Here is a 16969-nt window from a genome sequence, read left to right on the forward strand (position 1 = left end):
CCTTATGTTCTAGGCTAAAAAGCCACCCTATCTAAAGGATGGCCAGCTCCATTAATCAACACTTTTCAGTTTCCACTCATTCTTCATCCATTGCCATTGTTCCTTCAATTTTAACGCGACCCCTTTGGCCGAAGCCGGATTTTGCCCCGTGATCAGCCGGCCAGACAGGACCACACATTGCGATAACGGCACAGCTGCCTGTTTATACAAAGCTCCCCGCTCCCGCAGCTTTTCTTCAAGTGAAAAGGGAATATCTTTAAACAGCCGCATCATTTTTTCTTCCCGGTTTGAAAACCCGGTTACGACATGGCCGGCCAATAGATACCTGCCGTCAGCCAGACGGACATTCGGCAAAGCGCTCTGGCCGTGGCAGACCGCTGAAACAATGCCGCCATTTTCATAAATCTTTCGGGTCAATTCCTGCAGTCCTTTGTTGTCCGGAAAATCCCACATCGTGCCATGCCCCCCAGCAAAATAAATGGCTGCGTAATCATCGGCATCCACTTCCTCAGGCACAAGCGGCTTTTTCAACCGGTCCATCATCTCGTCATTCATGTAATAGGCACGGGTTTTTTTATCCGTCAGCACCGCCATGACACTTCTCGGGTCAAGAGGCACCCGATGTTTTGACGTGCTGACGATATCGATATCAAAATCATCCTTTATTTCATGATAAAAATCCGTTAACTCCCGAAGCCATAACCCTGTTTTTTTGCCTCTTGTCCCGAGTGCGGCGTGATTTGTCACGACAATCAGTATTTTATCCAAGATGCGTTCCTCCCATGGATTCAATCTCTTTTTTATAGGTATTCCCCGCCTCTTGGGTTTTAGTCCTTTAGGATGTTTTAAGGAGCATCACAATTCGTAAGCATAAAAGCACCACTTCGTAGAATTGCGATGCAACAGGCGCCACGAATGGCGAAAACGGATAAAAGCTGCTACAAAAAAGAAAGAACAAGGCGCACATACCTCGTTCTTTCTTTTTTCCTTGGCAGTCAGTTTCACGCGGAAACAAGTGCCTTGATAAGAATCTATTTTATTCTAATCACGTCCGGATTTCTCTCCGGACAGCATCTTTATTCTTGCGGTTTTTCACTTCTTCCATCTTTGCATAAAAACTATCTTCCATCTCGATTTCAAAAAAATTAGCGAACTTCATCATATAGGCGAGGCAGTCGGCAAGCTCTTTCCCTATATCTTCCTTGCCCATTTGGGATGCCAGTCGAAATGCTTCTCCTTCGTCCATTCCTTCTTCTACATAGCGCTGCGTCAGATTGAAGGCTTTGCGCAATTCCTCAGCCACCTCGGCGACTTCCGTTGTCAGCAGCATATAACTATTCAACAGCGATGCCCGGCTTTCAGAAAAACTTTCCCCCTTAATGCTCCAGCCCATTTCCTGCTGGTATTGTTTTGTAAATGCCTGCAACTCTTTCATCTTGCACCCCCGTTATTTTCTATTGCTTCCCCAATCGGCAGCACAGTCGAATATTTGACTTCCCGCAGCGCCAAATTGGTCTGGATTTTACTAATGCCCAGTTTGTTCAGCTTCCGGATAAACAGCTGCAAATCCTGGCGGTTTCGGTTGGCGACCTTTAGCAGGTAATCATATTCCCCGGTGATGCATTGGCATTCCAACACTTCCGGCATTTTTTTCAACGCCTGTTCCAATTTATCCAATTCCTCTGCCTGATGGAGATCCGTAGTGATGAAGATAAAACACAATAAATCGAATCCCAGCTTCTCTGGATTTAAAATCGCGACTTGCTGATTGATATAGCCTTCGTTTTCGAGACGCTTAATTCTTGTATGAATAGCCGGGGACGATAAGTTCACCCGCTTCGCTATTTCAGTATGGCTCAACTCCGCTTGCTTTTGCAGAATATCCAAAATCCGGACATCCACCCCATCCAAAACTTTGCTTACGACCTTTTCCAACGTGCCCACCCCTTTTAATGTTTTTGTCCAAAGCTGCAATCAATAATGAAAACCGAATAAAATTTCCTAGAAATAGATTCTTCTTTAAATTATTCCGAATTTCCTTTGTTCCACCGAATAATACTCATAATTATACCTTAAAATGTTAAAGTTATTAATATCTAATCTAAACAATCCGCTGACCTGTTCTGAAGATAAAGCACGGAAAGGAGCCGTTATGCGTTATTTGTATTTTTTATTATTGCTATTGGTAAGCTTAATGTGGGCAGGGAATTTTGTCGTTGGGAAATGGCTGGTGGGCCATGCTTCTCCCATGACTTTGACCAGCCTGCGGTGGATGATTGCGGTGCTTTTCTTGATTCCCATGGTATGGGCGACTGAGAAAAAGATCCTGCCTCCACGCAAGGCGCTTGTCCCATTATTTCTTATGGGTATTACCGGCGTCGTGCTGTTCAACATTCTGCAATTCATCGCGCTGAACCACACGTCAGCTACGAACATCGGGCTAATCTCTACGCTGAACATGATTTCCATCGCCATCTTTTCAGCCATTTTGCTGAAAGAAAAAATCCAACCGCTGCAGAAAGCCGCGATGACCCTTTCACTTTTCGGCGTGATTCTCGTATTGTCAAAAGGAAGCAGCGATTTGCTTTTGTCTATGCAATTCAATAAAGGCGATTTATTTATGCTGGCTGCGGTTTGCAGTTGGGGCATTTATTCGGTCTGCGGCAGATGGGCAATGGCCTCAGTTTCGCCGATGATGGCCACTCTGTATTCCGGCGTATTCGGCATCGCTGTCCTGCTCCCATTCAATTTCGCTGACTTTACGGTGACTAATATTAACCCTTCATTTATCTATTCTATTTTATATACGGGGCTTATTTCCACAGTGGTTTGTTTTGTCCTTTGGAATCTCGGCGTCCAGAAATTGGGCGCGACGACATCGGGGCTGTTCCTCAATTTCAACCCGATATTCACAGCCATTCTGGCCTTCATTTTATTGGGCGAAAAAATCTCCGGCATCCAAGTGCTTGGCAGTGCCCTGGTGATCACCGGCTGTTATTTTTTCAGTTATTTCAAGACGAAAAATTACTCCGGAAAAATGTTGCAGACAAAACAAATTCTCTATCAAGCCAGGCTCGTTAGAGGGCAATGAAAATTTCTTTTAGGGTTAGCGTTAAGGAATTCCGATTCAAGAAATTCTCCTCCTCGGAACACTTTACTCATCAAAATAAAAACGGCCTTGCCCATTCATTGGGCAAGGCCGTTTTTAGCTTTCATTTACAATAACAACAACCCAAGCCCAATCACAACGCCACTGACAAACAACACGATCAAACAAAAGCCCATGATGTCTTTCGCTTTAAGCCCTGCAATTGCCAGTGCCGGCAATGCCCAGAAAGGCTGAATCATATTCGTCCAGGCATCTCCCCATGCAACCGCCATTGCAACTTTCGCTGTATCGCTGCCGAGCATTTCCGCAGCTTCAAGCATGATCGGTCCTTGCACGGCCCATTGTCCGCCACCTGAAGGGACGAAGAAGTTGACGAGCCCTGCACTTAAAAATGCGAAAAGCGGGAACGTCTCTGCCGTTGAGATGCTAACGAACGCATCCGATAAGACAGCTGCCAAACCGGACGCCGTCATCATCCCCATGATTCCCGCATAAAACGGGAATTGGATGATGATGCCGCCTGCTCCTTTGACCGCTTCTTGTACCGCGATCAAATACTTCCGAGGCGTCCCGTGGAATAAAATCCCGAGGAACAAGAACATGAAGTTAACCAAGTCGAGCGTTAGCGCAAAACCATTTTGAATGAAATAATAAGCAACGAATGAAATACCGAGTACTCCGATGATAGCAGACAAGATCCAGCTGTTTTCCAAGCGCTCTGCCGGTGTCATATCAGCATTAGCTTTTTGTTCCTCAACTTCTGGTTCCATAAGCACTTTCGGATCCACAACAACGGTCTCTTCTTTTTTCGGCATCATCAAACGGTTTAATAATGGAAGAATGATGACTAATGCCGCAACGATAATCAAGTTATAGCTGGCAAAAATCGTTTCACTTGTTGGGATAATGCCGATTTGCTCCATGAATGGATGGCCGTCTGTCGCAATCGACAGCGGAATCGAACCCGAGAATCCAGCATGCCAAATCAGGAATCCGGAGTAAGCGCTTGCAATTAGCAGGCGATAATCGACATGCTCAACGCGTTTCGCCAATTCTTTCGCGAACAACGCACCAATAACCAACCCGAATCCCCAGTTGATCCAGCTTGCTGCTAGAGAAACCAATGTGACCCAGATAATCGCGCTGCCTGGCGTCTTTGCAAAACTCGCAAGTTTGCCTAGCCCCTTTTTGAAAATCGGGCTGCTGGCCAACACGAATCCGGTAACCAGCACAAGTACCATTTGCATCGAGAACGCTAACAGCGCCCAGAATCCTTCACCCCAAAACGACACCATTTCAACTGGTGACGAACCGGTCAATCCCAAGCCCATGCCGAAAACCACCAAGGTCAAGATGATGACGAATAAAAACGGATCCGGTAAAAATCGTTCCATTAAATTATTGGAAAAACGTATAATTCCTTTCAACTTCTAACTCCCCCTTTAGCCTAAATTTACAGTTCACTCTTAATGCTACCGCATTTCCCCTTTAAAATGCATAAAAATTGAAAAAACTTATGGATTATTGGGATTTTTTATGTTGGGATTGATTTAAAATGGACTGAAATTCTGTAAAACCCTAGCCTCCCTTTTTCTATAGAAGAAAATAACCAGATAGGTGATTGGTTTTCCTTATGGCCTTGCATAAAATACATTGAATTTATTTATGCCATTAACAGCGTTATAGTGAAAATGAAAAGAGGTGGAAGGCATGGAGTTTATCATAATGTTTTTTATTGGTCTTTGCGCAACAACGCTGGGAACGCTTGCGGGAGGCGGCGGGTTGATCAGCTTGCCTGCTATGCTGTTGCTGGGGATGCCGGTCCATTCCGCAATCGGCGCCAGCAAAGTTTCCAATACTTTTAGTTCGTTTTCGAGTTTCTTTTACCTCATCAAGAAAAAGAAAATCACCTTGAAAGAATCCATTTGGATCGTTCCGGTCAGTCTCCTTGGCGGCGTGACCGGCGGTTTCATCGCATCGAACATTCCCGAGGAGCATATGTATGTCGTCGTCAGCGTGCTGCTGGTATTCGCTTTTATCACTTCGTTTATCGGGAAAAAGGGCTTTGCCGGGAAAAAGGGCTTTGCCGGGAAAGGTCCGCTGAAAATGAGCAAGAAAAGCATTGCGGGCTTATACAGCATCGGCATTTACGACGGGCTTTTCGGCCCCGGCCAAGGAACGCTGATGCTCTTTTTGTTCAGCTCTTTGAACATCGCCTATATACGCGCTGTCGGCTTTGTCCGCCTCGCGACTTTCTCCAGCTGCTTCGGTGCCGCCATCACCTATATTGCAGCCGGCGACATCATTTGGCCGCTGACCATCGCGCTCTTATTGGGTTCCGTGACTGGTGCACAGACTGGCGTCCGCATTGCCGAGAAGTTGAAGCCGGATTATGTAAAACCTATTTTGCGGGCGGTGACAGTACTGCTCATCATTCAGATTGTCTCTACCCGATTCCTTTAGAATAGATATTTTTTGTCCATCGTAATTTTTCCGTTCCCTGGAAACCCCTTCCTTCTCAAACCGTTCATAAGCATGAGTAAAACAAAACGCCGCCCAAAGGAAAGTCAGCTCCCTTTGAGCGGCGAATAGATGCATGATAAATTGTATTGTAGTGATTTCCAAACCCATCGCTCTTCAGGTTTTTATGTGCCAAGGCCTCCCTGTTGCTAAGCGCTGCTGGTTGGCCCAGTTTCATAACACTGCTCCTTTTAATCAGCGTCGTGGTTAACCGCAAAGCTAAAAACAAGCTTTATAACATATAAGGCAAGCAGCGTATTTAAAGCGAAATGAGATTCAGCTATTACAAGTAAGAAACAAGTTCCTATTAGAGCCATTGCCATTCCAGCAGTGCGCTGAATCCCTTTTCCTTTAAGGTTTGTAATGATCAATGCAGCCGTTATAGTTAAAACCCACACGATTACAGCTAATAGAAAATTGCCAAGCAGCCATCCTAATAGCAGAGGTTGGACATGTATTGCTATAAAAATTAATCTTGCTCTCTGATTTGCTTGATAATATTCATTTGTAGCTTTCGTCACATTGGCTACAACTCCACCGGTGATGTCTGCTGTTAAAATGATTAGTAATATCTTTTTCCAAACCGTAAGCTCATACCATTCGTTATAGGTATGTACTAACAATAAAGATGAGAGAACGAGGCAACAGAGTAAAACAATGGTCAATTCAACCTTTGTGGTTCTCTTCCCAAACAATTCATGCAGAAATTTAGGCATTTGCAGAGATGTATATGAACCTGGACTCCGTTTCATTAAATTCATCAGAGCTCCTTCTGCCTTCAAATTACTACCTTATTTAACCGCCATTCCTTTTCCGAACGGCGGTTAGATAAGGTTATTCGAAAGGCCCTTCCAGCACGATCTTGCCGATCGTCTTGCTTGTCAGAAGATGGGCGTATGCTCTTTTTAAATTCTCCACAGAAATCGGGGTAAAGTGTTGGGTCATGGTCGAACGGATTTTTCCTTCATCCACCCAATCCGCCAATTTGTTCAGCAGAAGATGCTGCTGCACCATGTCCGCCGTCTGGAAAAGAGAGCGGGTGTACATGAGCTCATAGGCGAAAGTGACACTTTTGCCAAACAGCGCCATGTCGAGCGGCTTGAATGCCGGCAGAATCGAGCAGATTTTCCCTTGAGGCAAAATCACTTTTGCCATTTCGGCCATATGGTCATCCACATTAGTCAGGCAGAAGATGTATTGCACGCCCCCTATGCCCAAACTTTCCAGCTGCGGCCCAAACGCTTCATGATGATTGATGGTGTGATCCGCCCCATGGTCTTTGGCCCAATCGATTGTCTCGGAACGGGAAGCAGTGCCGATTACCGTCAGGCCGGCCAGTTTGGCGATTTGTACAGCAATGGAACCTACGCCTCCCGCTGCTCCGATAATCAGGATCGTCTTGCCTGCATTCTCCGTTGCGTCTTTTGAGATACCCAGACGCTCAAAAAGCGCTTCGTAGACGGTAATGCTAGTCAAGGGCAATGCCGCTGCTTGTGGAAAATCAAGGCTTTTTGGCTTTCTCCCTACGATGCGTTCATCCACCAAATGAAATTCACTTTGGCCGCCTGGCCGATTGCTGGTACCGGCGTAAAATACTTCGTCCCCTGCTTTAAACAGTGAACATCCTTCCCCTGTTGCCACAACCACGCCTGCTACATCACGGCCAACGACAGTTAGGGACTCATCGTCTTCCTTTTTTCCGTCGCGCGTCCGAAGATCCGACGGGTTAATGGATATCGCTTTTACTTCAACGAGAAGATCGCGTCCCGTCGGTGTGGGCTTTTCCTGCTCCACCAGTTTAAAGTCCATTGCTTCCTCTTTTGAACCTGGTTGGTAAAACCCAAATGTCTTCATTGTTTCTGAACTCATTTTGCATCGCCTCTCCTTCAATTTCTGAATTGCCAATCATGTATGATTTCCATTTTACACATCCTGCCAAAAGCATTCAAAAATAACGGGCCGCTCTCCATTATGGAGCAGCCCGCTTTATTAGCTTGTTTTAATTGGGGGCAGCCCTAGATATACAACTAGCCTGTCTAAAATTTATGGAGGAACTTCTTCCACTGATTTTCTCTTTTCATATTCATTTTCCTAGGACGCGCCAAAAAGAAGTTTCCCCCTTTACATTCTCAACATCCTGAACATAAACACGAACATCGAGCCTAGGATCACCAATAGATAAACCGGAAGAAATGCTCCGCCTAAACCTTCTGCCGCTCCTCGTGCTATTTGAATCGTTAAATAAGTGAGCATGCTAAAAAACAGCACTATTTCATTTTTAAGGACATTCAGCATCAATCTGCCATTTTTATATTGCCTCTCTATATTGTCCGCTCTCAAATTAAGATAGTTGAATATATGCGGATATTTCTCCAGTACCGTGATAAAAAACCAAAGCCCTCCACCTACACTCGGCAAGATAATCAGCTCCATTTTACTGCCCCATCGATCCGCTTCCCCAGCAGCATTAAAATGGCCTGGTACCCGATCTGGCAGGTTCCCAAATTGGGCAGCCAAATAAATAAGAGCCAGTATGTAAAAAGTGATGCCGACTGCATCAAAAACGGTTTCAAATCGGGTTTTGGGAATATGGATTTTAGGTTGCTTCATAGGAAACTCCCTCCTCTCCCCTTATCCTAAGGCATTTGATAGCTGATTGCCTCTTGCGTGGACGGCGCCTCTTCATGTAGGACGCGCCGCAAACCTCTCTTATTCATTGCTGATCGGCAAAAAGCCACCAGGCCACCGTTGCCGCAAAACCGGCAATAGCCATCAGAAGGACAAGGATAAAACTGATCCATTCCAAGCCTCCTGTTCCCGCCATGCCGCTAAAAAGTGCCGGAACCGCCCACGGAAAATAAGCGCCGTAGCCGATGGCTGCAATGATCTGCGCGATGACCACCATAAAAATGACAAAGCCGATTGGCGCTAAAAACCCTTTGCCGAAACACGCAAAAAAGGCGACTGGCGGGCTTAACGCCAAGGTCAATAAAGTAGTTGTCGCTAAGAGGTAAACGCCTTCCCTGGCTGCTGCCGCGGACCACTCTGGCAAGCCGACGAACATGCCTATCAAACCGCCAACGACAATGACATACAAACTTAACAGCAAACACGTTAAAAAAATGGCGATAAACTTGGCAAGGACGATAAAGCTTCGTCGAACTGGCAAGGCCAGCAGATCTTTGATCGTCCGATCGGCGTATTCCCTGCCGAACACCCAGCTGGTGACAAAGCCGAAAACGATTAGCCCGCCGACCGCAATGATTTGGGCGAGCAAGCTGAAATATGCCGGCCATGTCGCTTCTCCCAGAATCTGCGCTTTGTCTCCGAGCAGCCCGGTCGTTCGGGCAAGCTCCGGATCTTTCAGTACAAACATGAAAAATCCTCCCATTAACGGCGCTACTGTAAAGATCGATAGTGTAATCCAAACCATTTTCGACTTCCTGATTTTTATGCTTTCCGCTTGTAGCGCCGCTATGAAATAGCCCATTGGTTACCCTCCTTCCCTTTGGATAACTCTCAAAAAATAGGCTTCCAGCGATTCCACTTCGACGTTCAAATATACAGGCGGAAATCCCAGTTCCACGAGCTTGCCCGACACAATCTCCGGCTGGTCAAGCAAGGTTTTTTCTCCGATTTCAATGAGCCCGTCCGGATTTACACGGCATGAAATCCCCTGTTCCGCCAGAGCAATGGCCGCAGCGCTATTGTGCCGTGTATCAGCAAGCAGCTTCCGTTCGATCAGGCTATTCAAATTGTCCGTTTCAAACTGTTCGACCAAGCGGCCGTGGTGAATGATGCCGATTTTATCAGCAATCAGCGCCACTTCGCTGAGCAGGTGGCTCGACAGAAAAATGCTTACGCCTTTATTGGCAGCCAAATCCCGCAGCAATTTTCGGACCTCCACAATGCCTGCAGGATCGAGGCCGTTTACCGGCTCGTCCAAAATCAGAATTTCCGGCTGGTGCAGCAGCGCTTTGGCAATCCCGATGCGCTGTGCATTTCCAAGTGACAGATGCTTTGCTTTCCGCTTCGCATATGGGGCCAATTGCAGCTCGCCGATGATCCGATCGACTGCGCCAGGGTCTTTAATCTGACGCAAACGGCGGAATAAATCCAGGTTCTCTTCAACCGTCAGTTCCTGGTAGGCATAAGGCGTCTCCACCAAGTACCCGACTTTCCCCCACACCTTATAATTCGAGAGCCTGACTTTTTTTCCGAATAGCCTGCACGACCCTTCAGTCGGTTTGATCATGCCAAGCATCATGCGGATGGTGGTCGTTTTCCCAGAGCCATTCAGCCCGATGAACCCGTAAATCTCTCCCTTCTTCAATTCCAGCGAAAGATCTTCCACAGCCTGCACGTCTTTATACCGTTTCGATAAGTTTTCAATTGCAATGACCGTGTCCATCTTCACCCTCTCCTTTATCTCTAATTATTCGATGAAGATTTCGGAAAACCTTTTCGCACAAAAACTCGCTTTTATGATTCCATGCATGAAATCTTCCGCTCCTACGGCACACCACAACTCTCCTAGACTTTATGAATATGCGTAAAATAAAAAGCCCCTTCAAAATCTTGATTTGAAGGGGCTTTTCTGAACTTGCCTTAATATGGGCTGACTGCTGTAAATGTGAAAGGTACGTTCGCACCACTGTACAATCCAACATAGACATAAGCAGTGCCGCCAGGAATGACTCCCGTTTCGTCAGCACCTGAAGTGGCTACCGACCCGATGACTTCAAAGTTTTTATTGTAGAAGTACACATCGTAGTCATAGGCGCTTTCCGATGAACCTGTCAGGTTGAACGTATGAATCCCATCTCCGTATGGTGAAGGCAGGGAAACAACGTAACCGTCGACGCCTTGTGTGCTTGGCGTTGGATTTTGTGTTGCCACAAATTCATTTTCTGTAACCGCAAGCGTCGCGCCAACTCCGGCTAAACTGCCAATGCCGGTTCCAGCATTGCCCGCTGCCACTGTACCTGCAGCAACAAACGGCTCTTCGGGCTCCAGGACAAGGGGTTCGATTTTCGTTCGGCCTGGTCCGAATGCTTGAAGTTCAGCAACTTGGATATAGCCAGAAGCATTATTTTGTGCATTTTCTGCAACCAGTTTAAGGTATTTCGCTTGGACCGGTGCGGCCAACTCATACTCTTTGTAATGCAAGTCAGGTGATGCCGGGCGAGGTTTGGCGGCAGTGAATTCACTGTCGACAATCTCTGTCCAGTTTTCTCCATCGACTGAAGAAAGTACCGTAAAGTCTTTAAGCGTAGCGAATCGCCCTTTGGAAATGTCTTTAAACGCACTGACATTTACCGTAGAGATTTCTACTGGCTGATCCGTTGCTAAATCGATCACAAATTCAGCTCCTGTAAAGCCTTCTTCCTGTAATCCAGATGCATAGACGCTCGCTTCTGTATCATCAATAGCCATTTTCACCGGATTGCTGTCTGACTCACTCGACACATTCGCAATGCTTGCACCATTAAAAGAAGAAGCAACGTTCGGCTCCAATGAAATCTTAAAGGCTTTGTTTTCCCCTGCCGCCACTTGGACATCTTTCAGCGTGCGTGAACCAAAACCTTTTGCCTGAATCGTGATGTCGTAAGTACCGGCAAGCATTGGGACGCCAAATGCACCTTTTTCCGCTGTTGTACGGACGGCACTTGTGCGCGCTTCATACTCGCCGACGATGATGCGAACATCTTCAACCGGTTTGTTGGTGCTGGCATTGATGATTTTTCCGGCAAATAAACCGTTTTTCTCTTGCGTAGGGTGGTTGTAGCCAGGCGTCGGATCCGTATCGTTTCCGCCATCTGAAGCTGCCTCCGTCCCTAAGCCGCGACTCGCAAATGCGGACCACAGCACGTCGTAATGTTTGCCGCCGAACCGTTCCGTATCGGCTGCAAGGATGGCGTCTCTCATATCCACCATCGACGGATTCGGCGCCGAAATCGGCATCGCGTCAATGACCAATTGCTCCACTACTTTTTCACCCGCTTCTTTGCCAAGCGACGCGAGCAGGTCTTCTCTTACTTTCCAAAGGATCGCTGCCCAAATCTCACCGTCTGCGTGCACTTCAGGGCCGATGATATCAAAGCCGACATCGCCGTATTGCAACGGGCTGTCTTCCAGCGCCCAGCTGCGAATTCCGCGTTCTTCGTTCCCTGTTACATAAGCACCCACAACGGCTTTGTCCTGCAAGCCATTTTTGATCAGGTAATGCATCGCGAACCAGTCGCCCCATGCCTCACCCATCGAGCCTGCTTGGTGGCTGCCAAGTGCTTCTCCGCCAGCGACCAAGCGAGTTGACAATGCGTGGGAATATTCATGGTAAATAATCCCCGCATCGTAATCTCCGTCTGCGTATTCGCCTTCAAATGCACCTGCAATCGGCTCCCAGAGGAACATGCCGCTCCATGCTGGAAGTCCGTCTGGAAGGGTTAGCATGTAGGCGTTATCGCGGCCTGTATACGTCGGTTCCCCTCCGGAAAGCGCCCCTGCTTGAACCAATCCCATAATGGCATCGCCATCAGATCCGCCTTTTCCAAAGTTCGTTGTTTGAAGATTGCCTGCGCCTTCAACCCATCCGAGCTTATAGAAATAATCATGGAATAAATTATGATGGTAAAACAAGTTGGTCGTTGCGCTGTTTACATCTTCCGCGTAGGAAGGCGGCAGCGTTTGCCCTTTGGATTTTTGCCAAGCATTCAAGAATGGGTATTTAAATTGCCCTAATGGATTGACTGGCCGAATCGCTTGGTCGGCTGGTGCAAGGAAGTTGCTCCAATTTGCAAACGAACTCGCATTGTTCCCGAATGTCGTGACGCCCAGTTCACTTGTCGGCAGCAGCCAGCCGTTCGGTGAAGCGGCCGCGTCCCCTTTAAATGATTTATTGACCAAGGCGCCGCCTTTGCTTGCATTCGGATAGTTTTCAAATACCGCACCTTCCGGATTCAAGTGCTGGACAAGCGAACGTTCGTATAGCCGTTCACCCGTTTTTGCATCGATGATGACTTCCGCACCTTCTTGAAGTTCCTCAATGTAAAGAACACGGTAGACCGGCCGGATTTCATCACCTTTGGCAAACACGGCTTTTTTCACGTATTGCTTCGTTGGCAGAACTTCCGCTCCGTCAAACACTTGCCAGCCATTTGCTTGCTTCAATGCTTTTGGCGTATACGACAAACTCGGCTGCTCCAAAGAGACGACTTTCTTCAATGCATCCGCTTCGGATAAAGCAAAATCATTGGTAAAGGATGCTGCTTTCGACAGATTGCCCGTGACCGATAAAATCTGTCCATTTTTATTGACAGACACAATTACACGGCCGCCGAAAATCGACTCGATCCCGTCAAATGATTGCTGGAACGTAACGGGCTGCAGCCCTGTTCCAGGCATTTTATAATTTCGAATAACCTGCAGCGAGTCGATGTCCTTCGCCGTTAATCCGAACACTTCTGCATTCGATTTTAACCAGCCGCGCGCAATCGTTTCCGCTGATCCTGAAGCGGGAGCCGTTAAATAGCCGTTATCTTTGAAGATGGACGAAGGGGTTCCAAACATCTTGTTCCACTGAACTTTGGCACCGCTTCCAATGGAATCGATTAAGTTATTTGCCGCAAGCAATTGTTCGCCTGTGGGGATGACACCATTCAGCACATTCCGCGCATCATACAATTGTTCATGTTCGTGGCTTTCCAAAACATTTGTTGAAGCGATCGGACCTGTCACTTTCATGGCGCTTGCGTTGTAAGGCATAAACAACGAACTTGCTAATACGGCTGAACCCAATACGGAAAACACTTTTTCCTTCTTCATATTACATCCCCATTCCTTAGTATGATCTTGAACCTCTGTACTTGTTCTTCACTATAAGTTAAAGTCCTACCGAATAGTTGATAAACACTCAGGAAGCAGTAGTAAAATTCATACAAGGTAGTAGACAGGGATAGACCATTGGCATTAGATTTTCGAGAAAGAAAAAAACCGTTAATCTCGGTTGGGAGATAAACGGTTTTGTTGGATTTTAAAAATCGAAAAGCCAGTTTGGATAGCGATTAATCTCGAAACTGGCTTTTCCATTCTCAGCATCCTAAAAATAAAGGCAAACATTGAAACCAGGATCACCACTTGAAAAAAATCAGGATTCTAGCAGCCTAAAGATGAGTTTTTATATATCTCAGATCGCTTCCGAACTATATGGAGAGTCAAAAACCAGGTAAATAATTTAGCTTTTCACCAAGTCTTCAGCAGGTTTATTGGTATCAAAAGCTTTCTCGGCACCAATGCTCCCACTTTCTTTAAGACGCTTCTTGTATTCAGCTGTTGCTGTAAAAAGCACGTCTGTTGAAGAGTTCAAAGAAGTTTCAAATGAATCCTGCAATACGCCGATGATAAAGCCTACACCGACTACTTGCATCGCCACATCATTAGGGATCCCGAACAAGCTGCACGCCAGCGGGATCAATAGCAGTGAACCACCAGCAACACCAGAAGCGCCGCAAGCACATACAGCTGCCAAAACGCTGAGAATGATGGCTGTCGGGATATCCACTTGGATGCCGAGTGTATGGACCGCAGCAAGCGTCAGAACAGAAATCGTAACCGCTGCTCCGGCCATATTGACTGTAGCTCCTAATGGAATCGATACCGAATACGTATCTTTATCCAAGCCCAGCTTTTCACATAAGGTCATATTGACCGGAATATTTGCTGCAGAGCTGCGTGTGAAGAATGCCGTAATACCGCTTTCCCGCAAGCACTTAAAAACAAGTGGATATGGGTTCTGGCGGATGTTTATAAATACGATGAGCGGATTGACCACAAGAGCCACAAAAAGCATACATCCGATCAAAAGTGCCAACAGCTTTCCATAACCCAATAGCGATGAAAGTCCGTTTGTCGTAATCGACTCGATGACAAGGCCCATGATGCCGAGCGGCGCGAACTTGATGACCCAGCCGACCATCTTGGCAACAGCATCGGAGAAATTCGTGATCAACGTTTTTGTTGTATCCGAAGCAGCCCGTAATGCCAATCCAAGAACAATCGCCCAAGCTAAAATACCGATATAGTTCGCATTAACAAGCGCGTTGACCGGATTATCAACAACATTCAAGACTAAGGTTTTTATCACTTCAATTGCATTGCCAGGGGCAGTCAGATCTTCAACTCCTTGAGTAAGCGTTATGCTTACTGGGAAAATAAAGCTGGCAATGACCGCGACCAATCCTGCTAAAAATGTTCCCATTAGGTATAAGAAGACGATGGATTTCATATTTGTTTGCTGGCCGCTTTTATGCTGAGCGATCGATGCCATGACCAAGAACAGCACCAAGACAGGAGCAATCGCTTTTAATGCACCTACAAATAATGCGCCAAAAATGGTTAAAGATTTAGCTGCTTCCGGAATCGCAACAGCCAAGATAACCCCTAAAACCAAGCCGATCAATATTTGTTTTACAATACTTATTCGATTCCACTTTTTCAATAATTTCATATCCATTCCCCCTGCTGATTTCTTCTCATGCTGCAATTCAACCGCTGTTCTGCACCCCTTTGCTGTAACAACCAACTTTCTATAACAACGGCTATTTTTCAATCTATTCCTATTCTATACAAAGAGATGAACGAATAAAACAAATTTTTTATAAAATCAAATTCTTAATCCATTAGAACCTCTACTAAGATGATAAAGACCGACCATATGGACTGCTCTCTGCTTAAATTATCCTATGTGAATGATGGTTTCAATCATAGGCTAATAAGCTTCCACAAAATCTTGTGCGGCGTTGTCAGTAAACTTGTTGTTGCATCCTATAGGGTAAGCACTCCATAACGAATAATTTCTTTTCTTCATATAAATACAATCGCCATTCCTTATATTATTGAGAGTGGCATTTAGTGTAAGCAGCTTTCTGGCATACCGAAAATTGTGTTCGGCACAGGATCGCAATTTCTTCAACTAGCTTAAATAAAACAAAAAACCGCTCAGTGGAATGCTGATTTCCACTGAACGGTGACGCATGAGGTATAAATTAGCGTGTAGTGTCAATATCGCTTAGAATTTTTTTCTTTTCCAAAGACGCGTTTTATATGATGCACCAAGTGAAGCGTACGCCTTAAGCGGAATCGGTTCGGAACTCTACACCTACACCGGCCCTTCGAACACCTGATGCAATTCAACTTCCCCTTCGCCATGCCCGATCGGGTCCGGCATCCGCATTGCCCATTCGATAGCCGCTTCCCTCGATTCGACATCAATCAAGATGAAACCGGAAATGGTTTCTTTCGGATTGGCAAAAGGACCTTCTGTAACTATGGGTTTTTCACCAGGCTCCGCATACGAAAGGCGAAGTGCTTTCGAACTGGGATAAAGTCCTTTTGCCATCACCCGAACGCCTGCCTCGACCAACTCCTCGTTATACTTCGACATAGCTTCCATCCCTTCCAAACTGGGGAGCGTTCCGGCTTCCGAAGTGGGTGATGCTTTGACAACCAACATAAACAGCATGATGTTCCCTCCTTTCCGAGGCGTTAGCCTCGCAGTTTTTACTCTTCCTTTATAAAATTCAAGACAACTGGCCCCTATTCCTTTTTCCGCTTAAGTTTTCAGCTCAACTTAGACACCTGCTCTTCTTGCCAGTTTTCCCTGCCAAAACGGCCAATAGAACGTTATATTTATTAGAAAGCTCTAAAAAGCGGGATATCCATTGATTTGTTACTAATAAAATTAATAGCGCGGGATTCTCAGTTTTAGAGAATCCCGCGCTATTTGTTTATCATAGCCCTGCCGCATTCACCGCTAGCACCTGCCTTAACTTGCAAGTTTATGCCTCCACTGTTTCAATTGGCTCATCATTCAGTGCATAGTGGTAGCTAAGGGTGGAATTCAAGGAATGCGTGACCGAACAATAGGTCTCCCTGGATAATTTAATGGCCCGCACGACTTTATCTTTAGGGAGATCCCCTTTCAGATGATAGGTGATGGCGATATCCGTAAACCGTTTCGGGTGTTCCGTTGCACGCCTTCCTTCGATATCAATGAAAAATTCCTCCACGGTCAAACGCATCTTACTCAGAACCATCACGATGTCCATTCCTGTACACACGGCCGCTGCGTGCAAAAGGAGTTCAGTCGGCCGCGGCCCGCTATTAGCCCCGCCGCTTTCAGCGTCGGCATCCAATACCACCCGATGCCCCGATTCCGTCAATCCGTTAAAAGCCATACCGCCATCCCAGTCCAACCTTGCTTTCATCCAACTCACCCTTTCTTCTTTCTCTTAGTATATCCCTCTCTCTGGAGTGCTAACCTTTCCACACTAAATGGCCTGT

Annotated in this window: 15 protein-coding genes; 2 read left to right on the forward strand and 13 right to left on the reverse strand. The window is 46.3% G+C overall.

The genetic code is table 11. The features are described 5' to 3' along the window. Positions 1 to 51 precede the first annotated feature (51 nt). The 3 genes from AC4EHB_RS11805 to AC4EHB_RS11815 all read right to left on the reverse strand — a co-directional run bounded on the left by AC4EHB_RS11805 (position 52) and on the right by AC4EHB_RS11815 (position 1935). Positions 52 to 768 carry a type 1 glutamine amidotransferase domain-containing protein gene (locus tag AC4EHB_RS11805; RefSeq protein ID WP_490975849.1) on the reverse strand — a complete coding sequence of 239 codons (717 nt, stop codon included), beginning with the start codon at positions 766 to 768 and terminating at the stop codon, positions 52 to 54. A gap of 277 nt (positions 769 to 1045) precedes the next feature. Next, positions 1046 to 1435, reverse strand: coding sequence for a MazG nucleotide pyrophosphohydrolase domain-containing protein (locus AC4EHB_RS11810; protein ID WP_490981617.1), 390 nt, complete (start codon positions 1433 to 1435; stop codon positions 1046 to 1048). Then, positions 1432 to 1935, reverse strand: coding sequence for an Lrp/AsnC family transcriptional regulator (locus tag AC4EHB_RS11815; protein ID WP_490981618.1), 504 nt, complete (start codon positions 1933 to 1935; stop codon positions 1432 to 1434). Before AC4EHB_RS11815 ends, AC4EHB_RS11810 begins: the two co-directional genes overlap by 4 nt. Before the next feature lie 217 nt (positions 1936 to 2152). Between AC4EHB_RS11815 and AC4EHB_RS11820 the strand changes: the two genes are divergently transcribed. After that, positions 2153 to 3091 carry a DMT family transporter gene (locus tag AC4EHB_RS11820; RefSeq protein WP_490981619.1) on the forward strand — a complete coding sequence of 313 codons (939 nt, stop codon included), beginning with the start codon at positions 2153 to 2155 and terminating at the stop codon, positions 3089 to 3091. A 125-nt stretch (positions 3092 to 3216) separates the two neighbouring features. Here the strand turns inward: AC4EHB_RS11820 and AC4EHB_RS11825 are convergent, their stop codons facing one another. After that, positions 3217 to 4536 (reverse strand): short-chain fatty acid transporter, encoded by a 1320-nt coding sequence (locus AC4EHB_RS11825; RefSeq protein WP_490975845.1) that lies wholly within the window; start codon positions 4534 to 4536, stop codon positions 3217 to 3219. A gap of 283 nt (positions 4537 to 4819) precedes the next feature. Here AC4EHB_RS11825 and AC4EHB_RS11830 point away from each other — a divergent pair, with 283 nt between their 5' ends. Then, entirely contained in the window at positions 4820 to 5572 is a 753-nt protein-coding gene (locus AC4EHB_RS11830) for a sulfite exporter TauE/SafE family protein (protein ID WP_490981620.1), read from the forward strand. A 248-nt stretch (positions 5573 to 5820) separates the two neighbouring features. Here the strand turns inward: AC4EHB_RS11830 and AC4EHB_RS11835 are convergent, their stop codons facing one another. The 9 genes from AC4EHB_RS11835 to AC4EHB_RS11875 form a co-directional block, all read right to left on the reverse strand. After that, a complete protein-coding gene (locus tag AC4EHB_RS11835; RefSeq protein ID WP_490981621.1) occupies positions 5821 to 6390 on the reverse strand; it encodes a hypothetical protein in 570 nt (189 codons plus the stop codon). A 73-nt stretch (positions 6391 to 6463) separates the two neighbouring features. Continuing rightward, positions 6464 to 7498 carry a zinc-binding alcohol dehydrogenase family protein gene (locus tag AC4EHB_RS11840; protein WP_490981622.1) on the reverse strand — a complete coding sequence of 345 codons (1035 nt, stop codon included), beginning with the start codon at positions 7496 to 7498 and terminating at the stop codon, positions 6464 to 6466. 252 nt (positions 7499 to 7750) lie between these two features. Continuing rightward, positions 7751 to 8239, reverse strand: a complete 489-nt coding sequence (locus AC4EHB_RS11845; RefSeq protein ID WP_490981623.1) for a DUF1648 domain-containing protein — start codon at positions 8237 to 8239, stop codon at positions 7751 to 7753. Between the two features lie 103 nt (positions 8240 to 8342). Further along, positions 8343 to 9119: an ABC transporter permease gene (locus AC4EHB_RS11850; protein ID WP_490981624.1), complete on the reverse strand. Its 777-nt coding sequence runs from the start codon at positions 9117 to 9119 to the stop codon at positions 8343 to 8345. Between the two features lie 3 nt (positions 9120 to 9122). After that, positions 9123 to 10040 (reverse strand): ABC transporter ATP-binding protein, encoded by a 918-nt coding sequence (locus AC4EHB_RS11855; RefSeq protein ID WP_490981625.1) that lies wholly within the window; start codon positions 10038 to 10040, stop codon positions 9123 to 9125. A gap of 197 nt (positions 10041 to 10237) precedes the next feature. Continuing rightward, on the reverse strand, positions 10238 to 13453 hold the full coding sequence (locus AC4EHB_RS11860) for a M36 family metallopeptidase (RefSeq protein ID WP_490981626.1): 3216 nt from the start codon (positions 13451 to 13453) through the stop codon (positions 10238 to 10240). 409 nt (positions 13454 to 13862) lie between these two features. Beyond that, positions 13863 to 15134, reverse strand: a complete 1272-nt coding sequence (sstT, locus tag AC4EHB_RS11865) for a serine/threonine transporter SstT (RefSeq protein WP_490975837.1) — start codon at positions 15132 to 15134, stop codon at positions 13863 to 13865. Positions 15135 to 15785: 651 nt separating this feature from the next. Then, on the reverse strand, positions 15786 to 16148 hold the full coding sequence (locus tag AC4EHB_RS11870) for a YciI family protein (RefSeq protein WP_490981627.1): 363 nt from the start codon (positions 16146 to 16148) through the stop codon (positions 15786 to 15788). A gap of 316 nt (positions 16149 to 16464) precedes the next feature. Next, complete coding sequence (locus AC4EHB_RS11875; RefSeq protein ID WP_490975835.1) at positions 16465 to 16893, reverse strand: OsmC family protein; 429 nt, start codon at positions 16891 to 16893, stop codon at positions 16465 to 16467. Positions 16894 to 16969: the final 76 nt, after the last annotated feature.

It is taken from the genome of Planococcus sp. TJ-302 (genome assembly GCF_058268455.1).